Source organism: Halomonas sp. SpR8 (assembly GCF_031010195.1).
Classification (GTDB): domain Bacteria; phylum Pseudomonadota; class Gammaproteobacteria; order Pseudomonadales; family Halomonadaceae; genus Vreelandella.
Genome location: NZ_JAUAMC010000002.1, coordinates 165,163 through 190,524 on the forward strand (window position 1 = coordinate 165,163; position 25,362 = coordinate 190,524).

The 25,362-nt window shown below is 56.3% G+C and carries 24 protein-coding genes; 7 read left to right on the top strand and 17 right to left on the bottom strand.

Annotated features, from left to right (window positions below; genetic code table 11):
* Positions 1-33 precede the first annotated feature (33 nt).
* From QT230_RS04115 to QT230_RS04140, 6 genes are all read right to left on the bottom strand, one after another.
* A complete protein-coding gene (locus tag QT230_RS04115; protein ID WP_308320299.1) occupies positions 34-1,035 on the bottom strand; it encodes a TauD/TfdA family dioxygenase in 1,002 nt (333 codons plus the stop codon).
* A 10-nt stretch (positions 1,036-1,045) separates the two neighbouring features.
* On the bottom strand, positions 1,046-1,747 hold the full coding sequence (locus tag QT230_RS04120) for a 4'-phosphopantetheinyl transferase superfamily protein (RefSeq protein ID WP_308320300.1): 702 nt from the start codon (positions 1,745-1,747) through the stop codon (positions 1,046-1,048).
* Entirely contained in the window at positions 1,725-2,465 is a 741-nt protein-coding gene (locus QT230_RS04125; RefSeq protein WP_308320301.1) for an alpha/beta fold hydrolase, read from the bottom strand. The genes QT230_RS04120 and QT230_RS04125 overlap by 23 nt, the downstream gene beginning before the upstream one ends.
* Positions 2,455-2,700, bottom strand: a complete 246-nt coding sequence (locus QT230_RS04130; protein ID WP_064236157.1) for an MbtH family NRPS accessory protein — start codon at positions 2,698-2,700, stop codon at positions 2,455-2,457. Before QT230_RS04130 ends, QT230_RS04125 begins: the two co-directional genes overlap by 11 nt.
* A gap of 261 nt (positions 2,701-2,961) precedes the next feature.
* Positions 2,962-3,168, bottom strand: coding sequence for a DUF4880 domain-containing protein (locus tag QT230_RS04135; protein WP_308320302.1), 207 nt, complete (start codon positions 3,166-3,168; stop codon positions 2,962-2,964).
* A 132-nt stretch (positions 3,169-3,300) separates the two neighbouring features.
* Positions 3,301-3,828 (bottom strand): RNA polymerase factor sigma-70, encoded by a 528-nt coding sequence (locus tag QT230_RS04140; protein ID WP_308320303.1) that lies wholly within the window; start codon positions 3,826-3,828, stop codon positions 3,301-3,303.
* A 295-nt stretch (positions 3,829-4,123) separates the two neighbouring features.
* Between QT230_RS04140 and QT230_RS04145 the strand changes: the two genes are divergently transcribed.
* The 3 genes from QT230_RS04145 to QT230_RS04155 all read left to right on the top strand — a co-directional run bounded on the left by QT230_RS04145 (position 4,124) and on the right by QT230_RS04155 (position 8,196).
* Positions 4,124-6,304 carry a TonB-dependent siderophore receptor gene (locus tag QT230_RS04145; protein WP_308320304.1) on the top strand — a complete coding sequence of 727 codons (2,181 nt, stop codon included), beginning with the start codon at positions 4,124-4,126 and terminating at the stop codon, positions 6,302-6,304.
* Entirely contained in the window at positions 6,304-7,284 is a 981-nt protein-coding gene (locus tag QT230_RS04150) for an ABC transporter substrate-binding protein (RefSeq protein WP_308320772.1), read from the top strand. The genes QT230_RS04145 and QT230_RS04150 overlap by 1 nt, the downstream gene beginning before the upstream one ends.
* 114 nt (positions 7,285-7,398) lie before the next feature.
* Positions 7,399-8,196, top strand: a complete 798-nt coding sequence (locus tag QT230_RS04155; protein WP_308320305.1) for an inositol monophosphatase family protein — start codon at positions 7,399-7,401, stop codon at positions 8,194-8,196.
* Between the two features lie 79 nt (positions 8,197-8,275).
* Here the strand turns inward: QT230_RS04155 and ykgO are convergent, their stop codons facing one another.
* Together ykgO and QT230_RS04165 are read right to left on the bottom strand one after the other, a co-directional pair.
* The gene (ykgO, locus tag QT230_RS04160; RefSeq protein ID WP_308320306.1) at positions 8,276-8,416 is read right to left on the bottom strand and encodes a type B 50S ribosomal protein L36; all 141 of its coding nucleotides are present in this window, start codon (positions 8,414-8,416) and stop codon (positions 8,276-8,278) included.
* A 10-nt stretch (positions 8,417-8,426) separates the two neighbouring features.
* Positions 8,427-8,696: a type B 50S ribosomal protein L31 gene (locus QT230_RS04165; RefSeq protein WP_308320307.1), complete on the bottom strand. Its 270-nt coding sequence runs from the start codon at positions 8,694-8,696 to the stop codon at positions 8,427-8,429.
* Positions 8,697-8,941: 245 nt separating this feature from the next.
* Here QT230_RS04165 and QT230_RS04170 point away from each other — a divergent pair, with 245 nt between their 5' ends.
* Both QT230_RS04170 and QT230_RS04175 read left to right on the top strand, forming a co-directional pair.
* Positions 8,942-9,709 carry an ATP-binding cassette domain-containing protein gene (locus QT230_RS04170; RefSeq protein ID WP_308320308.1) on the top strand — a complete coding sequence of 256 codons (768 nt, stop codon included), beginning with the start codon at positions 8,942-8,944 and terminating at the stop codon, positions 9,707-9,709.
* Positions 9,706-10,569 (top strand): ABC transporter substrate-binding protein, encoded by an 864-nt coding sequence (locus QT230_RS04175; RefSeq protein WP_308320309.1) that lies wholly within the window; start codon positions 9,706-9,708, stop codon positions 10,567-10,569. The genes QT230_RS04170 and QT230_RS04175 overlap by 4 nt, the downstream gene beginning before the upstream one ends.
* A gap of 51 nt (positions 10,570-10,620) precedes the next feature.
* Here QT230_RS04175 and QT230_RS04180 read toward each other — a convergent pair whose 3' ends face one another.
* From QT230_RS04180 to QT230_RS04205, 6 genes are all read right to left on the bottom strand, one after another.
* A complete protein-coding gene (locus QT230_RS04180) occupies positions 10,621-12,792 on the bottom strand; it encodes a TonB-dependent siderophore receptor (RefSeq protein ID WP_308320310.1) in 2,172 nt (723 codons plus the stop codon).
* Positions 12,793-12,936: 144 nt separating this feature from the next.
* On the bottom strand, positions 12,937-14,589 hold the full coding sequence (locus QT230_RS04185; RefSeq protein WP_308320311.1) for a multidrug ABC transporter permease/ATP-binding protein: 1,653 nt from the start codon (positions 14,587-14,589) through the stop codon (positions 12,937-12,939).
* A gap of 129 nt (positions 14,590-14,718) precedes the next feature.
* Positions 14,719-15,807: a DUF1513 domain-containing protein gene (locus QT230_RS04190; RefSeq protein WP_308320312.1), complete on the bottom strand. Its 1,089-nt coding sequence runs from the start codon at positions 15,805-15,807 to the stop codon at positions 14,719-14,721.
* A 3-nt stretch (positions 15,808-15,810) separates the two neighbouring features.
* Positions 15,811-16,848, bottom strand: a complete 1,038-nt coding sequence (locus QT230_RS04195; protein WP_308320313.1) for an imelysin family protein — start codon at positions 16,846-16,848, stop codon at positions 15,811-15,813.
* A 43-nt stretch (positions 16,849-16,891) separates the two neighbouring features.
* Positions 16,892-18,316 (bottom strand): di-heme oxidoredictase family protein, encoded by a 1,425-nt coding sequence (locus tag QT230_RS04200; protein WP_308320314.1) that lies wholly within the window; start codon positions 18,314-18,316, stop codon positions 16,892-16,894.
* Between the two features lie 95 nt (positions 18,317-18,411).
* Complete coding sequence (locus QT230_RS04205) at positions 18,412-19,707, bottom strand: imelysin family protein (protein WP_308320315.1); 1,296 nt, start codon at positions 19,705-19,707, stop codon at positions 18,412-18,414.
* 206 nt (positions 19,708-19,913) lie between these two features.
* Between QT230_RS04205 and QT230_RS04210 the strand changes: the two genes are divergently transcribed.
* Entirely contained in the window at positions 19,914-20,780 is an 867-nt protein-coding gene (locus QT230_RS04210) for a LysR family transcriptional regulator ArgP (RefSeq protein ID WP_308320316.1), read from the top strand.
* Between the two features lie 99 nt (positions 20,781-20,879).
* Here the strand turns inward: QT230_RS04210 and QT230_RS04215 are convergent, their stop codons facing one another.
* Both QT230_RS04215 and QT230_RS04220 read right to left on the bottom strand, forming a co-directional pair.
* A complete protein-coding gene (locus tag QT230_RS04215) occupies positions 20,880-21,437 on the bottom strand; it encodes a cytochrome b (protein ID WP_308320317.1) in 558 nt (185 codons plus the stop codon).
* Positions 21,438-21,549: 112 nt separating this feature from the next.
* Positions 21,550-22,422: a LysR substrate-binding domain-containing protein gene (locus tag QT230_RS04220; protein ID WP_308320319.1), complete on the bottom strand. Its 873-nt coding sequence runs from the start codon at positions 22,420-22,422 to the stop codon at positions 21,550-21,552.
* A gap of 115 nt (positions 22,423-22,537) precedes the next feature.
* On the opposite strand from QT230_RS04220, the gene QT230_RS04225 reads away from it, so the two are divergent.
* On the top strand, positions 22,538-23,416 hold the full coding sequence (locus tag QT230_RS04225) for a DMT family transporter (RefSeq protein ID WP_308320320.1): 879 nt from the start codon (positions 22,538-22,540) through the stop codon (positions 23,414-23,416).
* A 138-nt stretch (positions 23,417-23,554) separates the two neighbouring features.
* Here QT230_RS04225 and QT230_RS04230 read toward each other — a convergent pair whose 3' ends face one another.
* Entirely contained in the window at positions 23,555-25,000 is a 1,446-nt protein-coding gene (locus QT230_RS04230; RefSeq protein ID WP_308320321.1) for a hypothetical protein, read from the bottom strand.
* Positions 25,001-25,362: the final 362 nt, after the last annotated feature.

A 25,362-nucleotide genomic window follows, 5' to 3' on the forward strand; every position in this document is an offset into this window, starting at 1 on the left:
GGAATTCCTGGCCGTGGGGTTGAGCCGTTATCTTCAGTCTTTGGAGAGGTTGCCGTGACCTTCCGCCATGGCGACGACGACTTTGCGCGGCCCTTTAAACGGCGTGCGCGCATGGGCGACCAGCATGTTGTCGAGCATCAGCACATCGCCCGCCTGCCAGGGGAACATCACCGTTTCGTCGGCCAGGACGCCGCGGATCTCATCGAAAATGGCATCGTCAATGGGGCTGCCATCGGCAAAGAAAACGTTGCGCGGCATGTCTTCTGGGTCAAGCAGCTCTTCCAGCGATTCACGCACTTCTGGCTGCAGGTTGGAGACATGGAAAAGATGGCCTTGGTTAAACCACACCTGCTCACCGGTGACCGGATGGGTCTCTATGCTTTGGCATAGCTGGGTGGTGCGCAGATCGCCGTCGGGTTTCCACTCACAGCGAATCCCCGCGCGTTGGCAGAATGCCTCCACTTCGGCGCGGTCTTCGGTGTTAAACACCTTTTGCCAAGGCATATCGAAATCGCCGTAGTTGCGTACGTAGAGAATGCCGGGGGCAAAGCGCTCGCGGATCTCTGCTGGCATGCGGCGGTAAATAGCGCGGCTATCGGCAATCGGGGTCTCTCCCCCTTCAGGGGAAGCGGTGACACAGTGGAACCAGATTTTCATCGGCCACTCGCGGGTATAGGCCTGCTCGTTGTGTAGGGGAATATGTTGGTGAGCGGGGTATTCGGTGGAGGTATAAATGCCCGATGACACCGCTGAACGTGGCGTGGAAGCGAACTCATAACTCAGCAGCGGATGGCCAAACGCAGCGGCAAACTGCTGAAAATCGTCAACGGAGGGAACATCGAAACCTCTCAGTAGCACGCCGCCCACCCTGGTCACCAGAGACTCGATATCCGCACGAAAATCGCCAAAGGCTTCCAGCAGCGGCTGCCCCGGGTAGGTGGGGGAAATCATAATGGGCAGCTCTGAATCAGTTGGCCCCTGACGTTCGGGTACGGTGTTGGGTTGTTGCGTGGGTGTTGCGCTTTGGCTGTCCATTATTGATCTCCTAAAAAGTCGTTGAGTAGCGTTCGCTCTGGACATAGCTCTTTGCATAGCCCAGGGCAGCGGCATAGCCACTCGGCGCGGGCAGCGGCCATGCTTGCAAAGGTGACAAAACGGGAAGCGAGTGCTCGAGGCAGTAGCTAGTGGGTGGCACTGGAGATGGGCTAACCGAGAGCGCCTGTAGATGGTCAGCGATTCCTAACCCCAAGGTTTTGAGCACCGCTTCTTTAACCACCCAGCGCTCCATAAAGGGCAGCGTGGCGCCGCTAATGTGGTCGCGCTGCTCGCTAGGCGATAGCACCAACCCGTGTAGCGGCGCCAGTTCGGCCTCGGGTCGGCGACGCTCAATATCGACCCCCACCGCGCCGCCGGGAGCGAGCGCGATCAAGGCGACATTGCCAGAGTGGGAGACACTGAAGGCAGGCCCATCACCGCCTTCCAGCGCTGGTTTGCCGTAGGCGTTCCGGGTGAACACCAGCTTTTCTGGTGCTATACCGGTGTGCGCTGATAGCAGCCGCCGCAGGGCAGCGCGTGTCGCCACGGCGCGCACGACATCGGCGTGATGGCGGAGCCGTTGGCCGCGCTGCCACTCAGCTCGGCTCAGCAGTCGAGCATCGTCGTCGGCTACCGGGGCGTTAAGGTCAAGCGCTAGGCACCAAACCTCAAGCCCTTCGGGCACCCCTTCAGCTAACCGCAGGCGCTGCATGGGGCACCTCCTCTAACCGTCGGGCCAGCGCCCGTTCGATGGTCGCCAGCACTTGCGCCTGCTGCTGGCGAATAAAGAAGTGGCCGCCTTCGAACCAATCTAATGAGAATGCTCCGCCCGCTTCCCGCTGCCACGCTTCCAAGCGCTCTCTGTCAATATCGTCTTCGCGCCCAGCGAGTACCTGTAGGGGGTATGCAAGCGGCTGCCCGCCGCGATAGCGGAAACTGCGACAGAGCCGGTAGTCCGCCGCCAACACATCCAGGGTGAGACGCAGCAGCTCGGGGCTTTCGAACACCTCCTCTGGAGTACCGCCCTGTTGGCGCAGATCAGCGATTAGGGCCTCGTCATTATCCAGCCCCGCCAAGCGCTCCGGGTCGCGCATCGAAGGGGCCGCACTGCCCGAGGCGAATAGCATCCGTGGCTGAGGGCGCCCCACATCGCGCAGGCGTGCCGCCATGCCGTAGGCCAGCAGTGCCCCCATGCTGTGGCCGAACAGGGCAAAATCGCCTCGCATCCGCGTTGCCTGCTCTTCGCACAGCCGTACCACCTGGGTCTCGAAGTCGCCGATCAGCGGCTCACCCAGGCGTTCGCCACGCCCAGGCAATTCGACGGGACATACCTCGACCCAGGCGGGCAACTGGCGTTTCCAGCGCAGATACATGGTGGCGCTGGCCCCGGCGCAGGGCAGGCAGAGCAGCCTTAAACGCTTAACCTGCATTCACCTGCTCCGCCTCGGCGCTGGCCTGCTCATCCATCCATTGGCGCAGCGAAAGTGGCCGCATATCGGTCCAGGTCTTTTCGACGTAGGCTAAGCAGGTTGGCTTATCGCCAAGCACGCCGGTATCCGTCCAACCGGCAGGAATTGCCTTCCACTCTGGCCATAGGGAGTACTGCTCTTCGTGGTTGACTAATACGCGGAAAACACCATCTTCACGATCAAAACAGCTTGTCATGGGTCTAACCTCATCGTTGCCTAAGGAATGAGAAATAAAACGCAATTGCTTCTCATTACTTAACGACGAGTGAGACGCTAGAAAATTTAGTGTTGGAGGGAAGAAAATAGAAAAATAAAGGGAGGGGGGCGCCAGTTCGTCGGCATTACCTTTGCCAAGCTAAAATGGCACCGGTGGGCATCAGCTTTAGCTCGCGCACATTTAGCTAGCCTGACAATCTAAGGGGGGATTAAAAAAAAGGGAGCAAAAAACCGTGGCGTATCAGTTGCGCTCATCATCACTTGGGATCAGCCCTGTTAGCAGCCAGAGTTGTTCCGCTTCATGAAACACTTGGCGATGCTGGGAAGAAGCCGCCAACCACGCATGGAACGCGTCACGGTCAGCGTCACTTAACGTCTTTTCATGCTCACGCATCAGCCAGTCCAGCGCCGTTTGCCAAACGCTATCATCGCCACTGTTGTTATCCATCGTTACCGTCAAACCTCGCTACTGCTGCCTGCCATCAGTCAACTTACTTGGTAAGCGCCGAGGGTTTTCAACGCTATCGTTATTCGTTGACAGTGTAACAAAGCGACCACAAAGTGGGGACGGAACGTGGGCTTACCGATCTGGCAACATCTGACCTCGTAGCGACCGGCGGCAATGAGTCAGTGCATCGCGAATCATAAAGTTAACTGACGTGGTAGAAACACCTAGCTGTAGCGCCACTTCCCGCTGGGTATGGCTTCCCGATCGATAGAGTTCAAAGGCGCGGCGCGTACGTTCTGGCAGCTCGTCCAACGCTTCAACCACCTGGGCCAAGGCCTGGCGATCAATCGCAATCACCTCAGGTGAGTGTGACGCGCAAGAGGCGTTATCCCCCTCCTCTGCTTTTGCAAACAGCGCTGACTCAAACGCGGAACGTCGGCAGCGGTCAATGGCGAGGTTGCGCACCACCCGTGACACGTAGGATATGGGCTGTTTTACCTCAAAAAGCGTGGTTGCTTCTGAAATTTTCAGATAGGCATCCTGCACAACATCATCGGCTTGATCAGCACTGCCCAATACTCTTGCAGCGACACAGCAGAGCCTAGGCCGCTGATTAACGAAGATGTCTTCTAACTCAGCGCTCCAGGTCTGGGTATTCACTGCTTGGCCTCCTGCCTGAATTAGCACCACGAAATAAATGGCAACAATTATTATTTGCGTTAACCCTCAGTAAGTCAACCGGTGCGAGCTAACCCACTTTTTATAACGATATGCTGGTTGATAGAACGGCTACATAGAGTCCTTCCCGCCCTTCCTATGCGTAAAGCGTTTTCTCCTTGGCCTCCCCTCTCCAGAAACCCGCAATGCATTGACTTCACCCATAAGCCATTCATAATACAAATAATAACGATTAATATTCGTAATAATAGAAAATATTAACGCAAGGAGAACATTCGTGCACCATCCCACTTTCCGCAAGCGGGGGCTGACAATCGCCATTGCTGTCGCTACCTGCAGCGCGTCGGCTGTTGTCGTGGCGCAGGACGCTGCGCTGGCACCTTCGTCAGGCGGTGAATCTTCAACCTCGTTACCTACACTGCAGGTCACAGAAAGTCGTCTTTATGAAGAAGCGACAGGGCCTGTGCATGGTATTGCTGCCACCCGCAGCGCGACAGGCACCAAAACCGATACGCCAATCATTGAAACGCCACAATCCATCTCAGTGGTCAGTAGTCAGGAATTCCGCAATTATGGCGCGCGCAACGTGAACCAAGCGCTGGGCTATACGGCTGGCGTGGCAAGCGCCTATGGCGGGGGAGGTGCCGATACAACCCATGACAGCATGATGATCCGCGGTTTCAGTGTGTATAACAGCTACCGGGATGGCAGCAAATACCAAGCCAATGTGTTCGATGCCCAGCAGGAACTCTATGGCCTGGAGCGGTTGGAGGTACTCAAGGGACCCTCGTCAATTCTGTATGGTGTGGCGTCTCCTGGGGGATTGATCAATGCGGTCAGTAAACGCCCTACCCGCGAGCCCTTGCGCGAAGTTAATCTCGAGGTAGGCAGTTTTGATCGGCGCCAAGTCTCTGCAGACTTCTCCGACTCGCTGGATGAAGACGGTGAGTTTTCATACCGTTTAACCATGCTGCGCCGCGAAAGCAACACCTTTATCGACCATGTGCCCGATGATCGCACCTACATCGCGCCTGCTTTTAAGTGGCAGCCGAACGAGGATACCTCGCTGACCCTGCTCAGCGAGTATCAGCGGGACGAGACAACTTATATCTATGGACTACCCGCCAGCGGCACCATTCTACCCAACCCCAACGGAAAGATTCCTCGGGAGCGATTCGCTGGCGAGCCCGGCTTCGACGACTACGATAACGAGAGTTACTCCCTCGGCTACCTGTTCGAGCATGACTTTTCCAATCGCCTGAAACTCAGTCACAATTTTCGCAGTTTCCACTCGGATAGAAACTTCGACAACGTCGGTATTGTTCAGCAACCTCAAAGCGCCGCTGGGCGACTGTTTTCCAGAACCGCCCATGACCGCCGCGATGCATCCAGGGCAGTCACCTCCGATACATCCTTGCAGTATGACTGGGAGGCCGGAGCAACAACCAACACATCACTGGTCGGCCTTGACTACGTCCGCCAGCGCCACGAAACAGAACGTTACCAGCAGACTGTCCCTGCCCTGGATCTCTTCAGCCCTGTCTATGGAAGTGGGGAACTGGGTGAGAGTGTCCCCAATCCATATTCCAATGTGAGCCGTAAGGAGCAGGTTGGGCTGTATCTTCAGAACCAGATGAAGATTGCCGATAAATGGGTCGTCATGCTGGGCGGGCGTCAGGACTGGACAGATACCGAAGCGTCTCGCTATTTCGACCCTTCTCAGGAGCAGCAACAGGATGATGAGGCCTTCACTGGCCGTGTTGGGTTCGTTTACCTGGCCGAGAATGGTTTGGCGCCCTTCGCCAGCTTCAGTCAATCCTTTGAGGTGGCAACGGGTACTGATCGCAACGGCGACCAGTTCGAGCCGACCCGAGGTGAGCAGTATGAGCTGGGGCTGCGTTTCCAGCCAGAAGGCTGGGATACTATGTTAACCGCTACCGCTTACGAACTGACCCAGGAAAACATGCTGGTCGCTGACCCGGTCGACACCACTTTCCAGACACAAATAGGCGAAGTGCGCTCCCGCGGCGTCGAGCTGGAGGCCAAAACGGAGATCGGCCTCAATACCAACCTGGTCGCCGCCTATGCCTACACCGATGCCCGAACCACAAAAAGCAGCCCGGCCACTCCCGAAAAAGTCGGGGAACGAACCGGTCAAGCCCCCTACAACCAGTTCTCGCTATGGGGTGACTATCGCTTCAGTGATTTCGGTCTGCCAGGGCTAAAACTGGGGGCGGGTGTACGCTATGTTGGCTCGACGCTTCCTAACGCTTATCTTGATGGCGAAGTGCCCGATTTTACTCTTGTTGACGCCATGGTCAGCTATGAGACGGGCCCATGGTTACTCTCCTTGAATGCGACCAACCTGACCGATGAAACCTATATCGAGTCTTGCACCTATGCGTGTTTCTATGGCGAACCGCGCAGTCTTGTCGGTACGGCGTCCTATCAGTGGTGATGATGGCGCTTTGTTATCCACACAAAACAGGCATGATCGTGAAACTGTTTGATCGCTCTATACGCCAGAAAAGCGTCGCTTTGGCAGTCGCCTTGCTGATCGGTTTAATGATGAGCAAGGCATTGTCTGCAAGTAACGAAAACAGCGTAGCGCCATTAGCTACGTTTGATTTCGCCATCGCGGAAACCCTCAATGCAATTGGGAACCCGCCTAGATTTCTGTCGGGTCTAGAAGGTTATGAAACATACTCGCGGCAAAGTGGCATTATTCCCAATACGACTAACCTGGGTTTTCGTCATCTTCCTAATCTTGAGCTACTGGCAAGCGATCCCCCACAGCATATTCTGATTTCACCGCCCGCTCATGCCAGCTTACTGCCAAGACTCAGAAAAATTGCTGGTGTAAAGGAGTACCCACTTTATAACCATGCCGATATCGATGGCGACCCAAACGGCTGGGAAACGATCAAGGAGCTGACGCGACAGCTTGGTGATTTGGCTGGCAACCCTTCCGCTGCGGAAAATTATATCGAGCAGTCCAACGAGCACTTCGCATCTCTAAAGCGAGCGCTTAATGATATCGATTCACCTGTTTTGCTGGTGCGCCTGTTGGATGAGCGCCATGCCCGTGTTTATGGCGCAGGAAGCGTTGAAGGCATGGTATTAAATCACCTTGGCCTTCAGAACGCCTGGCAGGGGGATTTAGGCCAATGGGGGATGACAACCGTCAGCGCAACGCCTCTGTTTGATATTGAGTCTACATTGGTGTTTCTTGACAGCCCCTACGGCCCCGACGGAGGTGTGAGGCAACTACTCTCCGATGGACAGTGGCGACACTTACCGAGCGTGGAACAGGGAAACTATACGATTATTCCCGTCAACTATTGGTCCTGGGGAGGACTGCCTGCTGCCCGGCGCTTTGCTGACAGCCTTGCCAGCCATCTTATTGAAGACGGCAACACGATAGATTCGTACCAGTGAGCCTACTCAAGCACGCCACTGTCATCGCCATGTCATGAATGGTTGTTTACCTTTATCAAACGATTTAATAACAGCCATGCACCGTTAGCGCGACGGACACCCAGGAGAAACACAATGCTTGATAGCAGCAATGACCTGCTCAAAACGGTAAAGCAAGCCGCCTATGAGGCTGGTGCCCTGCTGCGCGAGGGGTATTCGCAAAAGGGCCGGATCGCTTTTGAGCAAAAGGGGGCGTCTGACTTTGTCAGCTACTACGATACGGCAGCGGAAAACATCATTATCGACTGTATCAGCAGCGCGTTTCCCGATATCGCTTTCTTAGGCGAAGAGAGCGGCCTGACACCCACCGATAGCGACTATACCGTGATCATTGATCCCCTTGATGGCACCAGCAACTTTTTGCATGGAGTGCCTCACTTCTCGGTTTCGATCGCGGTCACCAAGGGTAACGAGCTCGTCATGGGTGTTGTCTATCAACCGCTGCTTGATGAAATACTTTGGGCGGTCCAGGGCATGGGGGCTTTTCTCAATGATCGACAGCTCACTACGCCCTCTCCTCGCCCCATGACCGAGATGCTGGTGAGCACTTGCCTGCCCTACCATGCCAAAGGCGACTGCACCAAGACCCTGGATCAACTCGCCGTGCTGATGCCCCAAGTGGCTGGCATCCGCAGCCCCGGCTCAGCTGCGCTTGAGATCGCCTACATCAGCCTGGGCCGTTTTGATGCCTTTTGGTCCCAGGGCGCGGAGCTTGAATTTTGGGATATCGCCGCCGGCATTGTGATTGCCCGAGAGGCTGGTTACACCGTCACGGATCTCGCGGGCGAGCCGAATCCTGCTCAATGGAACAGCTTACTTGCGGCACACCCCGAGAGGCATGGCCAACTGCTAGCGTGTTTAAAGGCCTGCTGATAAACGAGCAACATGCTCCTTAAGCACACGCCTTGTTTCGCAGACGCAAACAACGGTCACTGCTGAACACATGCCCAGCTTATTTCTTGTTCTTTCCTCCCTGGCGCGCTTTGAAGCGGGGGTTGGCCTTACAAATGACATAGAGCCGCCCGCGACGTTTGACCACTTGGCAATCAGGATGGCGGTTTTTGGCGGACTTGAGTGAGCTAAGTACTTGCACGCTATATCCTCTATTTAGCGTCAGAAGAGCGGCGCGAAACCGTACCGAAACGCTGTTGGAAACACGCCACCCGACCCTCTGCGGATACTCTGCGTTGCTCACCGGTATAAAAAGGGTGAGAGGCGCTAGAGACATCCAGGTCGATCACTGGGTAGGTATTACCATCATCCCAGACAATCGTCTGCTTTGAGGTGCAGGTGGAACGGATCCGAAAAGTGGCGCCGCAACTGGTGTCGCGGAACACCACGTAGTCATAGGCAGGATGAATCCCCTTTCGCATGTTCGACTCCTTCAATCATATTGATATAAGATAACATACCAATTAAATATGATTCTCATTAGCGTGTAAAGGTTGTTATCTAACCATTTTGACTCTCAAGCAACACGCCACACCGACTCGGTTCTCCCTGGTTCACCCGCTGCGCCCCCTTCCTCGGTATAAATCATTTCATTTTTTTGTTAAAAATGAGAACTATTAGCACTAGAATGGGCCATTATCATTAACCCTATCGTCAGGAGTGATTCATGTTCGAGGTCAAAGGTGCCACTTTTGAAATCAATGGCAAGCCGATTCTCAATCCCATTGACCACAGCTTTCATGAAGGCAAGGTTTACGGCTTGATTGGCCACAACGGCTCGGGGAAGTCGACGCTGATAAAGCTGATGGCCCAGCAACAGCCGGTCAGCCAAGGTGAGATTCACTTTGACCAACGCCCGCTAAGTGATTGGGGGAACCGCGAGTTCGCTCGCCAAGTGGCTTACCTGCCCCAGCATTTGCCCAGCGCTGAAAGCCTTACCGGGCGAGAACTGGTGGCTTTTGGCCGCTACCCTTGGCATGGCCTGTTGGGTCGCCATAACCAGGAAGACAAAGACGCCATTGATCGCGCCATTGCCCTGACCCACACCGAGGCCTTTGCTGACCGCTTAGTCGATACGCTCTCCGGTGGTGAACGTCAGCGGGTGTGGCTGGCCATGCTACTGGCGCAGGGTAGCCGATTTCTGCTGCTAGATGAGCCGCTCGCGGCGCTGGATATCGCCCACCAGATCGAAGTGTTGGCGCTGATCCGCAAGCTGTGTGATGAGTTAAATCTGGGGGTCATCATTGTGCTGCACGATATCAACATGGCCTCTCGCTACTGCGATGAGCTGATGGCGTTGCACAGCGGTCGTTTACTGGCCTGCGGCTCCCCAAATGACATGATGTGCGATAGCACGCTGGAAGCGATTTACGGGCTCCCCATGCAGGTCATGAAGCACCCCAACGGAGAGCACAATATCGCCGTGGCGCAATGACAGGTTACCTGCCAAATGGGCTGTTAGCGCTAGCCTGCGTTGGTTTTCTGGCTAACACCCAGGTTATGGCTTCAGTGGATGTTGTGACCCTGGATTGGACGATCGCCGAGACGTTGATCGCCCTTAACCATCCACCGGTAGGTTTAGCGGAGATTCCCCCCTACCAGCGCTGGGCAGGGGCTGGGGCGTTACCCGAAGGCGTGCTTGATGTGGGCCTTCGCTCGCAGCCTAACCGCGAACTCATCGCCCAGCAGGCTCCTGATCACATTCTACTCTCGCCGCTGTTTATGCGCTTAAGCGACCAGCTTGAGGCCATTGCCCCTGTCACCGGGTTAAGCACCTATCAGCTTGGCGAGCCTTTATGGCAACGTCTGCAGAACACAACTCATAGCCTAGCTGAGCTAAGCGGTAACCAGGCGGCAGCCGCTACGCTGGTCAACACCGTCGAAACGTACCTGGATCAACAAAAAGCGCAGCTTGAGGAGCAGCCACCGTTGCTGGTAGTGCAGTTTATCGACGCACGGCATCTACGCGTGTTTGGCGAGCAGAGCCTTTTTCAGGCGGTGATTGAACGCTTGGGGCTTACCAACGTTTGGCAACAACCCACCAATCAGTGGGGCTTTTCGACGGCCGCTCTAGAAGAGCTGCTGGCTTACTCAGAGGCGGCTATCGTTGTCGTTGAGCCGCTGCCAGTGGGCATGCAAAATGGTTTTTCTAGCAACGCGTTATGGCAACATTTACCTGCGGTGCAAGAAAACCGAGTCGTTCGCCTACCGGCCGTATGGAGTTTTGGGGGTTTGCCATCGGCGGTGCGCTTCGCTGAACTGCTCAGCGAAGCGCTGCTAGCCCGCCAGGGATAATTTAGAAGATAGCTTTTAGAAGATGGTTTAGAAGATAGCTTAGAAGATAATTTAGAAATCGAGCGAAGCAGAGAGCTTTACCGTGCGCGGCTCGCCTTGGGTCAAATACCCCCCGGTTGCCGAAGCCCAGTAGTTCTCATCGGTGAGGTTTTCAATATTGGCACGCAGGGTGAGCGTGTTGGTATTTAGTGGCATCGCGTAGCGAACGCCGAGATCCCAGCGGGTCCAGGCCTCTACCTCAAGCTGGTTTGCAGCGTCTAAATACTGGCTGCCATTGCGAACGGCGCGGCCGCTGAGTGTCCAGCCCGGCGCCTGGGGAATATCCCACTCACTGCCCACGACTAAACGATAGCCAGGCACACCCACCGCATCATTGCCTTGGTTAGTGCCATCATCCGTGCGGGTCAGCTCAGGATCAATCCACATGGCGCTACTCAGCAGGCGCAGCCCGTCCAGCGGTTCACCGTAAACGCTCAGCTCGACGCCACGATTGCGCTGTTCGCCATAATAGTCATAAACGCTGGTTTCAGGGTCAATAAAGGCGTTGGGCTGTTCGATTTCAAACAGGCTCACACTGCCACCCAAATTACCCAAATCGAGTTTAGCGCCTATTTCGTTCTGCTTGGCTTCAACCAAGCCGATACTCTGCCCTGCATTAACCGCCGTGGTGGGCGCCGTATCGCCCGGTTGCAGCGCTTCGATATGGTTGGCGTAGAGCGATAGGGAGTCAGTCGGTTTTACTACGACGCCATACACAGGCGAAAGCCGTGTATCGTTAAAGTTAACATCAAAGTTGCCGTCGTAATCATAGTTGCTCACGTCGACCTCCTGATAACGAGCGCCTAAGGTCAACAGCAGCCGATCATCCAGGAAGCCCAGGGTATCGGAAAGCGACACGCCGTTATTGCGAGTACGGCTACGTAAGTTTGGGTTGCTCATATCCCCGCCGTCCCAATCTGGCGCTTGCAGCGGCACATCGGCAGGTTGATAAATGTTGGTATCGCTAGGAGTAGTCAGCACCATCTCATAAGCCGAACGAGTAGTGCGATAAACGCTGGAATAGCCTAAGTCCAACTGGTGGCTGACCGCGCCTGTATCAAAGGCGCCCCGCAAACCAGCCTGCCCGCCAATACTTTCAGCACGATAAGGCACTTCCATCTGCCCGATAATGGCGGAACCATCCGCCACATTCACGACAGGCGTTGCATACATACCACTTTCACGAGTGTCGCTGCCACCCAGCGCTGCATAGGCAGTCCAACTGTCGGCAACATCGTACTCACCGCGCAACATCGCAAAATTGGTCTTCAACTCGGTATTGACCCACTCCGGCGCATAGTTGCTACTTGCTGAGGGAGCATCGGGGATGCTCATCAGGCCAGCTCCAACCCTGACCACCGGACGACCGCCATTCACTGTGTGAGCTTGATGCCCTATATCCAACGAGGCACGACCGCGTTCACCGCGATAATCCAGTCCCACTACGGCGGAGGTTGCGCGACGCTCTTCATCATCAATCGCGACTTCACCCCGGCCACGCTCAATACTGGCACGAACGCCAAACTGATGCTCATCGCCAAAACGCCGTCCAAGTTCTAGGCCACTTTGAACATAGCCGCTGCTAGCCACCCCGGTGGTTAATTGCGTGAGTGGCTCATCCGACGCACGCTTGGGCTCAATGTTGATAGCACCACCGACACCAGAGCCACTGGGCGCAACACCATTGGCAAAGGCATTGGCCCCCTTAAACAGCTCCACACGTTCGGCAATATTGGTCGCGACCACCTGACGGGGTAATACACCATAAAGTCCGCCGTAAGCGATGTCTTCGCCATCAAGTTCAAAGCCACGAATTTGAAACTTTTCGGCGTAGTTGCCATAGCCATAACCGCTTTGTACCGATGCATCATTGATCAGCACATCGGCCAGCGTCTCCGCCTGCTGGTTGTCGATTAGCTCAGCGGTAAACCCAATCACATTGAACGGCACATCGGCTGCATTGCGCTGCCCCCAGGTGCCAACACGCGCACCCGTGGCCACTTGGCCACCGGCAAACACAGGCGCCAGAGTATCACCGCTTGCGGTGGCTTCACCGATCACCGTGACTGTCTCAAGCGAGGCATCGTTATTGGGAGAGGATTGCCCCCAAACAACTCCAGGCAGCGGCACGACGCCGAGCACGACAAAAGTAAGCGTACGCCAGGAGGGGGAAGGCCGAGACATATCGTTTCCTCTATTATTAGCAGCAGTTGACAGTCGCTGCGACAACATAAGCCGCAGAAGGAGAACAAATGCTATATCAAAGAGGAATTATTGTCATAAGCTAAATAAACGTATTTATCAATCGCAGCTATGCGTTAACGCGGTTTAGATATTTATTTGCGCGACTGCATCTTCACTCGCGCGCGCACGCTGCTCGCCTGTCAGCTCGCTTAACTGCCCCTTCGACATCTCCAGCAACCGGTCGGCGTGGACAAAGTAGCTGTCGTCATGACTAATAGCGAACACGGTTTTGCCCATGGCTTTTAAGTGCGGTAACAGCTCGCGGTAGAACAGCCGCCGGAACTGTGGATCCTGGTCCGCCGCCCACTCGTCGAGCAGTAAAATATCGCGCTTTTCGGCAATCGCCAGCAGCAGCGCCAGACGTTTACGCTGGCCTTGGGAGAGCTGGGTGTTGATAACGCGATCTCCCTCCCACTGCAGTTTGTACTGCATCTGCAGCCGTTCAAGCCAGGTATCAACGACCTGCGGGTCAGCGGGCAGACCTTCAGGGCCCATGGTCTGATCAAACTGGTGGAAATCGGTAAATACGCTGGCAAAACGGGCGCGGAACGCTTCCCACTGTTCGGTAGTGACCACCTGCCCATCAATCTTAATAGTACCGCTTTGGGGGCGGTATAAACCGGAAAGCAGCCTAGCCAGGGTCGACTTACCGCTGCCGTTGCCGCCGATCAGAAACACCTGCTCACCGCGCTCTAGAGTCATATTAAGCGGCCCCACCTGGAAACCTTCGCCTTGGGCAGTATCCGGGTAGTGGTAGGTGACCTCTGCCAGCTCAAGGCGTTGCCAATCGGCCAGCGTATCGTCTACCGCAAAACTTGACTGGTACTCGGCTAACTCCAGGCTGCTCAATTTATCAAAAGCCACTTGAGCACTAATTAAGGTTGGCCAGGCGCCCACCGCCTGAATCAGCGGTGTGCGCAAAAACAGCAGCGTCAACGCAAACGTTGAGGCTACCGTGGTGTTGGCCCACCCCAACCCATTAGAGAGGAAAAACACCACGCCGATGGCGCCCAACATCATAATGTTGGACCAGTTATTGGCACTCAAATGGTAGGTATCAGCGCGAATAATGTGGTGACGATAGTCGCGTGCATTGGCGGTATAGCGCTCATCATAAAAACGTCGGGCACGGTCGCGGTTCAGCGCCAACTCTTTGCGCCCCTCTATGGCGGCCTGGAAATCTTTATATAGACTGTCTTCGCTTTCGCGCACCAGGCGAAAGTGGCGATACACACGCGACACCAGCACCCAGCCTACACTCATGGTAAACGCAATCCAGACAATCGTAATGACCACCATTTTGGGTGACAGCCAGGCCAAATAAGTGATGGAGGCCAGCGTTAGCACCACGCCCTGTATCAATTCCGGCAGGCGCACAAAACCAATGGTGATGTTGCGCACATCGCTGGACAGACTGGCCAGTAGGGTGGCGTTACCCAACTGCTCCAAGCGCTCAATATCAGTGTCGAGAATCCGCTTCACCAGCCGCGAACGTAGGTCAAATACAAAGTGGTGCCCCAGCACGGTCAGCGCCAACTGCGTACTTAGCGTAACGGCCAGTAGCACCGCCAGCAGACCTAGAAATTGCGGCAGCGCGGCCATACTACCTACTTCAATAAGCCGTTGATTGATAAACGCAATCACCCCCACGCCTAAGCCAGCGCTCAGCAGGCTCAAAGCAATGGCACCTAAAAAGGGCCAACGGTAGTGATGAAATACTAAGCGCAGCAGTTCCATGGGGCTCCTTGCCTTCCTGTAAAGGGCGCTGAAGTCTATCAGCAGCAGCTCTTGCCAAGAAAGCGTTATGCAACAGGGTTAATCAAGATGGCTAGTCGAAATGGTTAATCAACATGGTGCTACGTACTATCAGGTCAGATGGTTATCCCAGCGGAGTTCCAGGCTGGCGAGCAGTTCGGGCGCTGCCGTGTCAGGCGTTACACGGTAGAGCCCGCCCTGACCGGAGGAGACCAGAAAGCCGCCGTTACCATCGCAGCGGGCACCGGCGGCGTCGGGTAATTCCAGGTTGGCGTTCAGACGGCCTTGCTCCGCATCCAGTAGCAGTACCCGATTGCCGCGGGGAGCGGTAATCAGAACGTTGGCCGAAACACGGCTAAACGCAACGCTGGCGGTGTAATGACGCAGGCTGGTCGTGACCTCATCGGGCAGCGCCAGTTCCGAAAAGCGCCCGGCGGCATCCAGGCGGCAAATCAACGGATGGGGCTCCCACTCGGGGCCTTCGAACTGGTACCCGGCAATCACCGTGCCGTCTGCTGCCACGTCCAGATGACGGCAGCTTAGCTGGTGGTGCGAAGGTTCGTGACGGGCCAGAATCTCGCCGCTATGGCGATTCATCAGCAGCAGCGCCGGGGCCATGGTGTCCAGGTTGAGCTTTACCCGGCCGTAGTCGGGATGGGTCTGAATGCCGCCCAAGCCAATCACCAGGGAGTCACCATCCGGCATCAGCCGAAGCTCATGGGGGCCAATACCCTCCAGCGGCATGTCGCGTACATGGGCGTAGTCGTTGGCAGCGTCGTAAACCCGTACGAGCCCGGCGCTATCCTCCAGGCGATTGGCAGTGACATACAGGTAGCGTCCACTCAAGTCGAACACGCCATGGCCGTAGAAGTGATAGCCCTCTCCGGCGGCGATGGTGTGGGCAAGTTGGCGGCTGTCGCCGTCGATCACGTGCATCCGCGTACCGGGGCGGCGGGCAAACAATACCGCTTGGCGTGAATCCGGCCGCAAGCAACCGCCGTGGCAGCGCTCCGGCACCTCAATCATAAAGCGGGTCTGACCATCCAGTGCCACACCGGCGATAAAATGCCCGCCGCTGGGATCATCCACCGCGCTAAATAGCCAGTCCACCTCCTCACGGGCAGGCAGCGCCCAACTCAGCGGCGTCAGCGCCATGGCCACGCTGCCCAGGCCCACCTTAAGTATCTGGCGTCGCTGCATGGCTTAGTCCCCGTCGCTGGAATTAAAGCCGCGTACCAGGCCAAGCTCGCCTGCGATCTCGTTACCCAGCAGATGGCGCAGCTGGCTGATATTGATGTAAAGCGACTGCAGACCGTGAAACGCCGCTTCGTCGTCCAGGGCGGGCACCAAGCCCGGCGGCAGTTCGCTGGCCTGGGCGAGCGTCTTATCCAACTGATCACGAAACGCCTCGGCGAGGGGCAGCGCGTCGGCCTCGCGAAGCAGCGTGGTGAGGCCGGGCAGGAAGCCGGTACGCAGACCTTCCAGGCTGCTCTCTACTAAACGAACCGTCTGCCCACTACGCCAGGCTTCGGCCAGATAGCCGTTGGCGGGGGCCCCTTTGAGGCCCATAGGCTCGCCAAGGCGTTTATCTTCGAGCAGTTCGAGGGCCTGGATAGCGCTGGCCAGCGTAGTCTCGGTATAGCGCTGGGTATCGTCAGAGGTATCAATATAGTGCTCGCCAAAGGCTTGCCAATCGCGATGCAACGCACTGGTGGTATCCGCTATATGCGTCGTGATGGCCTGCATGAGTGCACAGGCATTAGGCTCGCCAAGGGCCTGCTGGTCCATGGCATCGTCATACAGCAGGTACTCCAGGGCGGGAAAGCCCTGGATCGCCACGCTGTCACCGGCAATCGCCTCGGCATCCGGCGCGTCGGCGGCTTTTAACCATCCGTTCACTTTACGGCCCACCAGGTTTTTGCGATCCGGCCAGAACTGCAGCTGCCAGCCCCGGCTGTTCTGCTCAACCGGGCCAAACTGGATAAAGCGCACCGCCTGCCAGGCCTGATAGGCGCTCAGCCAGTCATTCTCCAGCCGCTGCCTGAGCGCTTCGTCGGGGCCCTGACAGAAACGCGCGGCGCTAGTCTCCAGGCGCTCGGAGGCGGCGCTCAGCTCGGCATACTGCAGCTCCACTGCGCCGTGCCAAATATCCCGCGGTGTGGGTGCGTCCGCAGCAAAAGAGAGCGGTGCCGCCAGGAGCGTACAGGCCAGCAACCCCAAGCGGCGAAAAGATGCGATCACATAAACTCCTTGGCAATCAAGCCTTTCAACAATTCAACAACCCTTATAGGGATTCAAGAAAACGAATAAGTTCAGCGCGCTGGTCTTCGGGCAAGGCACGATAGCCCTGGGTGGCCTCTTCCGCCTCGCCACCGTGCCAGAGAATCGCCTCTTCCAGGGTGCGAGCACGACCATCGTGAAGAAAACCCGCCCGAGGATTGACCGTTTGGGCCAAGCCAATCCCCCACAGCGGCGGCGTGCGCCATTCGCGGCCATCGGCCTTGAACTCGCTGCGATGGTCGGCCAGAGCATCGCCCATGTCGTGTAACAACAGGTCGCTATAGGGCCATATTATCTGATCCGCCAACGCCGGGCGTACGACATCCGCCGCGGTGCGATGACGAGGTGTATGGCAACTGGCGCAGCCCAGGGCATTGAAGTGGTCGGCGCCCCGTTTGACCGCCGGGTCATCCATGTTGCGGCGCATGGGCACTGCCAGGCTGGAGGCGTAGAAGGTCACGAAGTCGGCTACGTCATCGCTGACCTCAGGTGTTCCGCCATTGGGAAACTCATCGCAGCCCTGGCGCTGGGTGCAGTCGGTTTGCGGCACCAGGCTGGAGGTCAGCCCCATATCGCCAGCAAAAGCATGCAGGCCTTGCTGCTCAATGCTGGGCTCGCCGGCTTTCCAGCCGAAACGACCCATAACGGTGTTGCCCGTACGCAGATCCCAGACCTGATTGGCACGGCCGGAAATGCCGTCGCCATCGGCGTCGTCAGGGTCGGCGGCGGCCAGCAAACCGGCTTCGGGAATCGCCTCCAGCAGACCCAGACCAATCATCGGCGGCGCCAGCCGCGGTGAGGTCTGCAGATCCTCGGGCAGCTCGCCGTAGGCGGGTTCGGCAATCGAGTAAAGCGGCTCTTGCAAGGTAACGCTAGTGCCATCGGCAAACGTCACCTCCCGAGGGCGATACTCGATCAGCATTTTGGCCTCCGGTTCGGCACCGCTAATGGCCGCCGTTTGTAACTGCAGGCCGTAGCTTGGCACGGGAAGCGCGCCGCGCTGTTCTAACGTAGTCGGATCCGCTTGGCTGGAAGGCATAGAGAGACGCAGAAAGAGCGCGATAGGGTTTTCATCGCCCGTCGGAGGATGTCCCCGGCCATCTTTAATGTGGCAGCCCTGGCAACTATTGGTATTGAATAGCGGGCCCAAGCCGTCGCGGGCCTCGGTGCTGGCGGGGGCGGCCACCCAGGGGTTGCGGAAGAAGCTATTGCCGACGCTGAAATCCAGCCGCTTGGTCATCGACATATTACCCAGCGGCAGCGAGTAGGCGTTGTGGTCGAACTGTTCCACCGACCCATCGCCGCCGCTCATGGGCGTCTTTTGAATTGGCGGTGACTCACTGGCATATAGCGGCGCTGCCAGCAGCATCAGGAAAATGCCAGCTCGAATATAACGGCAGGGGTAGACAATACACCTACAGTGACTCATCACGCTCTACCTTGTGTGCCTACTCGCTTGTCAGGAAAGCAAAAGCCGCACGACAGCGATGCTGCCGGCGGCTCACATTGCAACGCCAGTCTGTCTTAGAACTGGTGACCAGCGTCATCCGGCTGCAAGGAGGTGACGCCCAGCTCGCCAGCCGCCTGTTCGATGGATCCTGTTTGTGCAACGAGCGTAAGAATCGCCTCATTGATCAGTTCGCTGCCTTGCTCATTGCCCGGCGCGATCATCATGTCGAAGGCCATTGGCGAGCTCTCGGCTTCTGCCGCCTGCTTGATCGCATCAAGGCGTACCATCGTGGCTTCAAGCTGTTGGCGAAGATCGTCGGCCAGCTCGCTATCTTCCTGCACCAGCAGGTCTTGCAGCGAAGGCCCCTCGACCACGCTGCCGTCAAGGCGCTGGTAGGTGCCGGTATAGATATTCTGAACACCCTGACCGTTGTAGTAGTGAGAGTTGTGGGTATTGTCGCTGAAGCAGTCGTGCTCATCCTCAAAAGAGTTGGCTTCAAGAGCGACCTTCAAGCGCTCACCGGCCAGCTCACCCAGGGACAGCGAGCCCATGCCGAACAGCATGCGGCGCAGTCCCTCCTGATCGCTCTCCGCCAACAGTTCCTGGCGATAGTTGCCCTCTGTTTCCGGCGCCCACTGGGCCACCATCCACTCAAGGTCGTCGACTAACAGGTCGGATACCGCGTCCAGGTACGTGCGACGGCGGTCGCAGTTGTCATGGGTGCAATCGTCGCCGGTTTGAAAATCACTCACCGGGCGTTCGCCGCTGCCTGCCTCAAAGCCGTTTAGATCCTGTCCCCAGAGCAGAAACTCGATAGCGTGGTAGCCGCTGGCAACGTTGGCTTCCGAGCCGCCGATTTCATTCAAGTCGGCGAGCAATTCCGGGGTGATCTCGCTAACGTCCAGGCTTTCGCCACCCACATTGATTTGCTCGTTGGCAATGATATTAGCGGTGGCGCCTTCGTTACCCAGTTCGTGCTGATAGTCATCGCCCTCGACGTAATCGATCATGCCCTCATCGAGGGGCCAGGCGTTTAGCTGCCCTTCCCAATCGTCTACCACAGCATTGCCGAAACGAAACACTTCGCTCTGCTGATAAGGAATACGCGCTTGCAGCCAAGCGTGTTTGGCAGCCTCCAAGGTCTCGGCGGTGGGGTTGGCCAGCAATTCGTCGATACGCTCGTTCAGCACCTCGGCGGCGCTGAGCGCATCGGCGTAATTGGCATGCGCCAGGTCGGCGTAGTGGGTCACCACGGCATCGGCGCTAACAGTACCGTCTGCGGCAGTGTCGGCAAAAACTGAGGTAAAAGGCATCAGCGCGCTAAGCGCAACGATGCCAGCAAGAGGGCGACGGAGCATGATGGCGGGCATGACAGTATCCTTTCGGCTATGGCGTAACAGAAACTACTCACATAAAGTGCTAGGCAACCAGGGAGGTTTGGGCGCGCTAGCCATGTCTGAAATGTAATTCATTGACCTATGAGATTCAATCCTATTTAAGTTTAAATAGAGAGCAATACTGAAGTTAATCGCTCTTTTTTGCTTTATGTCACTTATTCTGTCGTGGGAACACCACCATGCTGGATTACAAACTGCTTCACGCCTTAGCGACCGTGGTGGAGTGCGGCGGTTTCGAGCGTGCAGGCGATGTACTGGGGCTTTCGCAGTCAGCCGTCTCTCAGCGCATCAAAGCGCTGGAAGTTCGCCTGGGCCAGCCGGTGCTGGTTCGACACCCGCACTTAGCCCCCACCCCTGCGGGCCAGAGATTGTTAACCCACTATCAGCAAGTGCAGCTATTAGAACGAGATCTGCGGGGCTCCCTGCCCACCCTGGATGATCAGGCTCCGCGCCTGCGTATTGCTATCAATGCAGATAGCCTGGTCACCTGGTGGGCTAAGGCCGTCGCACATATCTGTCAGCAGGAGGGAGTACTGCTGGATCTAGTGATCGAAGATCAGGATGTCGGGCTCAAGCGCTTGCGTGATGGCGATGTAGCCGCCTGCCTGTGCGCAACCCCCCAGCCAATTGCCGGCGCACGCTGTGTGGCGCTGGGCGAAATGCACTACCATCCGCTCGCCTCACCCGATTACGTGGCGCGACACTTCCCGGATGGGCCCAACGATGAGGCTTTCCAACGGGCGCCGGCTATCGTCTTCGGCCCTCATGATCAGTTGCAGCATCAGTTTCTGGCTCAGTGCGGTTACCATGGCCGCTTTCCTTACCACCTCTGCCCTTCTTCAGAGGGGTTTGTGCGCTTAGCCGCAGCGGGGATCGGTTACGGCATGATGCCCCAATTGCAGGTCGGCGAATTAATGGCGAGCGGCCAATTGACCAGTATTGCTCCCGGTCACTCTTTAGCGGTGCCTCTTTACTGGCATTTTTGGCGCCATAGTGGGCAGTTAATCCAACGACTTACCCAGCAGTTGAGCCATAACATATATTAAAAAAAAGGCTGTTGTGATGCTGGCTAAACTCGACACGATTTGCAGCTGTTCACTCCTCTATACCCCCTACCGTTCTACACACCCTACCGTTCACAACACTTAATCAAACAGGCTCATACGCTTCATAACGTTATCGCGCTTGATTTTCCAATGGAATATGGCCCCTGCGACATGTAGTACCAGCAACCCTAAAATGCCCCACCCCAAACGTTCATGCCACATAAACAGCTGTTCAGATAGCTGCTCGCGTTCGCCAATTAACCCTGGCAAATGCCAGTGGAAAAACTCAACGGGGAATCCACCGCTTGCCGTTGCAGCCCAGCCCAACAAAGGCATGATAATGAGCGCTAAATAGAGCAAATGATGAACGCTGCTACTCACCACTCGCTCGAAGGCGTTCAAAGGCGGCTCATGATCAGGCACCACAAAGGCCAGACGGGTAATAATACGCAGCGTCATTAGCAGCAGGATCAGCACGCCCAGCGTCTTATGGCTGGTATACAGCAAGTTCGTGAGCATATTGCCAACTAAAGCGATGGTGCGTTCATAACCCAAAAAGCCTAACGTTAAACCACTGGCCAAGGAGAGCAACACCGCGCCAGCCACCAACCAGTGCAGCATCCGATGCGGGTAGATATAGTGATCCAGTTCGTGCATGTAGTGCTCCTAACAGCCAATGCATTTGCTTTTTAGTCTAGTCAGTAACGCTCCCTAGCGCCGATTAAAGCACTCCGCGGCTATCAACGCTAAACGTTACTGGCGAAATACCTTATTGCGCTTGCTCGGGCGCGGCCAACTGTTCACGTATTAGCTCCCCCAATCGGCGCACAGGTTCCGAAGGCCGGTGTGGCGCCCGGTGGAGCGCTAGCTCAATCATTGGCAGCGCAGGCAGCCCGCTGCTCTCATCCAGCGGCCTCAGTGCCGGTGTCAACATGCTGCGAGTCACCACCACGATAGCCAGCCCAGCGGTCACAATCGGCGCCAGCCCCGCCATAGACTGGCTAGTATAGGCAACCCGCCAGCTACGCCCGGCTGATTGCAGTGCCTGCTCAGCCACTTCACGAAACACATCGGCCCCCGGTGAGTAGAGTGCCAGCGGTAGCGGGTCACTAAGCAGCGGCTGCTGGTTCATCCCCACGGCCCACAACAAAGGCTCCCGGCGGATAACATCGCCGCCTGGCGAGTTACGCTGCCGGGTTACCAGGGCTAAATCCAACTCTTTGGCTTTCACCTGTTCGACGAGATGTGTGCTGGTACCGCAGATCACTTTCAACCCGACCGCAGGATAAAGCTGATGAAAATAGGCAAATACCGAGGGCAGTAGCGATGCATAATCTTCAGGTATGCCCAAGGTGAGATCCCCAGTGACCTGACGCGCCTGCATATCGCTCCACGCCTCATCATTAAGCGCTAATAGCCGTCGGGCATGGCTGAGTAAGCGCTCACCTTCTGAAGTAAAGCGTATTCGCCGTCCTTCTCGCTCGTGCAGCGTGAGCGATAGCTGCGCCTCTAACCGCTGTAGCTGCATGCTCACGGTGGACTGGGTGTACGCCAGTCGTTTTGCAGCGGCGGTTACACTGCCGGTGTCTGCGATGGCCACCAGAGTACGCAGCAGTGTCAGGTCTAACGTGGGAGCGCGCATATATCAGCCCTTATTTATCACCATCCTTGATGATAACGATCATAAAAGATCGATATTGTGATGTATTCATAATGAGTATGCTGCTCAGCACATTCACTAATCAAGGAGAACTCTTATGCATCCCGTTCACTCCCCCGCGTTATTTCCACGTTGGTACAGCGTTGGTGCGGCGTTAGTGGCCGTGATGCTTTGGAGTGCGGCGCCGCTGCTAGCTGAGTTTGCCAAAGCGACACCGCCCTTGCAGCTAACCGCCGTTACCCTGTTAGCAGGGTCATTAGCAACGCTGCCGTTAAGCCGCCGGGGCAAGGTCGCCAACTGCGGCACAGGGTGGCAACTGAGTGTTTGGGTGGGAATCCCACTGCTCATCTTTGGCGCTGTCAGCACCTACTTTATTGGCATGCGGTTAGCGCCCGCCGCCGAAGCGGCGCTGATTACCTACACTTGGCCGGTGCTGTTTGTGCTACTCAGCCAGTGGAGCCGTTTTGGCCGCTTACAGATTGCGGGGGTTATCGGCGCGCTGATTGCGTTTTCGGGTGCGGCGTTGCTGCTGGTTCCTCAAGCCATCAATGGGGGGCTGGGAGGTGCCACCACGGGCTACGCACTAGCCCTGTTGGCCGCCTGCTGCTGGGCAATCTATTCTTGGTTAAGCCAAGCAGCGCCAGTGGCGTTAACGCCGCTGCTGCCGCGGCTACTGCTCATCGCCTGTGCTATTGCCTTGACCGCGAGCCTGGCACTGGAAGGCACGCTAGCTTTTCCCAGCGGGGAGGCATTGCTGGCAGGTATCGCCCTGGGATTAGGGCCTTACGGAGTAGCCATGGTGGCGTGGGATAAAGCATTGCGCTGGGGGCATGCGAGCCTGGTGGGCAGCTTGGCCTATGGCGTGCCGATCCTGGCCGCCCTGCTGCTGGTGCTAGCAGGCATGAGCGTACTCGACTGGCGTTTACCCGCCGCGGCCGTACTGGTGGTGGTAGGCTGCCTCAAAGCTGGCCGCTAACTTCTTACCATTTAACCTCCCCACGCCTAACAATTTACGCCTCACAATTCAATCCTCACTACCGACCAACGCCCCTATCACGATAAGCGACAGGGGCGTTGGGCATTATTGATTAACGCTGACAATTAAAGCTAATTATCAAAGCTCTGGAGGAATATCCGTCGGCTCCATCTCCAGGCTTAGTTCGAACAAGCCACTACCGGTAGCGCTAAAGCCCCGCGCGCTTACCGTGTAAGTACCCGGCAGCAACGGCTCCTGAAGGCGAGAGTCGGTACCGCCCGCACCATCGTCATCACTGAGAGCAACGCCTTGACCACTAATCTCGATAAAGGTATCAAAATCGGTAGAGCGCATTTCCAACGTCACTAACGAGCTCTCAGCCACCTCCAACTGATACGTCAGCGGTTCACCGCTATACCAACCGTTAAGCGCTTCACCAGGAGTAAGCGTGCCTTCATTACGCAGCTCCACATCGGGCATATCACGCGGCTCCATAGAGAGCGTAAACATGCCGCTGCTCTCGCCATAGGCAGTGCGTGCCGTTAACTGATATTCACCGGGGGCAAGAAAATCAGCGATGCTAGCATCCAGATTACCGGCACTATCATCATCTTCTCGGTAGTAACCGTTAGGCCCCTCAAGCACCAGATACGAGTCGATGTCGCTGGCGCGCATGTCAATCTGGTACATGCCAGCTTCTTCTACTTCTACTTGGTAGCTAAGGTCCTGGCCACTGTACCAACCGCTGAGAGAATCATCGGGAGTGAGCGCTCCATCATTGCGCAGCTCGCCATCACCCGGTAACTCATGAGGCTCTACTGAAAGCGTATAGATGCCGTCGCCATCACCGTAGGCACTGCGGGCTGTCAGGGTATATTCACCAGGCTCCAGAAAATCAGCGATGCGCGCGTCTAAATCACCAGCGCTGTCGTCGTCTTCGTGGGTATAGCCATTCGGCCCTTCAATCTCCAGGTAAGCATCGAAGTCTTCAGAGCGCATTTCCAGTTGGTAAAGGCCCGCTTCTTCTATGTTCAGGGTGATTTCACGGGCATCCCCCTGCAGCCAACTATCGATGGGCTCACCCACTGCTACCGTGTCGGCATCCGTCAACTCAACGGTTCGAGTGCCAACGGTAAACGGGCCATAGCTGTGGGCATCAGCACCGCTAACGACCACCACATAGTCGCCACTCTCCTCAATACGGTGGCGAACGACAGGGGCATTATCGAGTAGCTGTAGCTGGTCATCATAAAGCGCCACAACACCCTGCAAGGCACCGTTGAGAGAAATCTCAACGATTTCATTCTCTTCCAGCGAAATGGCATAGCGCATGAAGCGGCTGCCATCGTTGCCGTTCAGTTCGCTGGCGGAGGTTATTTCGCCACGCAGGCGCTCATCAAGGGTGAGCTTTTCAAGGCCAACAATAGCCTCGGCAACCGGCGGTTGATCCGTGGTTTCAGCGCTTTCGGCAGGCGCTTCATCGCTGGTCTGCCCTGGCATAGGAATAATTTGAGCGGCGAGAAAACCAACGGCGGCGCCACCAACCGCCACCAATACAAACGCAAACGAAGAGGATTTAGCCACAAGCAGCTCCTTGTTAAGTCGCAATAACAATCATTAATAAGTTAAGCAAATATGATTATAAGATGCTTACTCCACTAAAGTTAACGTTTAATGAAAAACCGTCTATGAAGAACCGTCTATAAAAGGCCGTCCATGAAAGACCGTCTATAAAAGACAGCGCATAGCACAAAGCCCTTTCGTTATGCATGTCATACCTGGGCGGATAAGTCACTGAAACCCAAGGGCACATATGGAGAGATTAAAAAATCTTGAAATTGAACCTATTTGCATCGATCTTCTCAAAGCTTGCTGACTCGTTGCGACAAGGGTAGTATCGATAGGCCTATCAGGCACCTCATCAAGAGTGCGGGATTCGCAACACG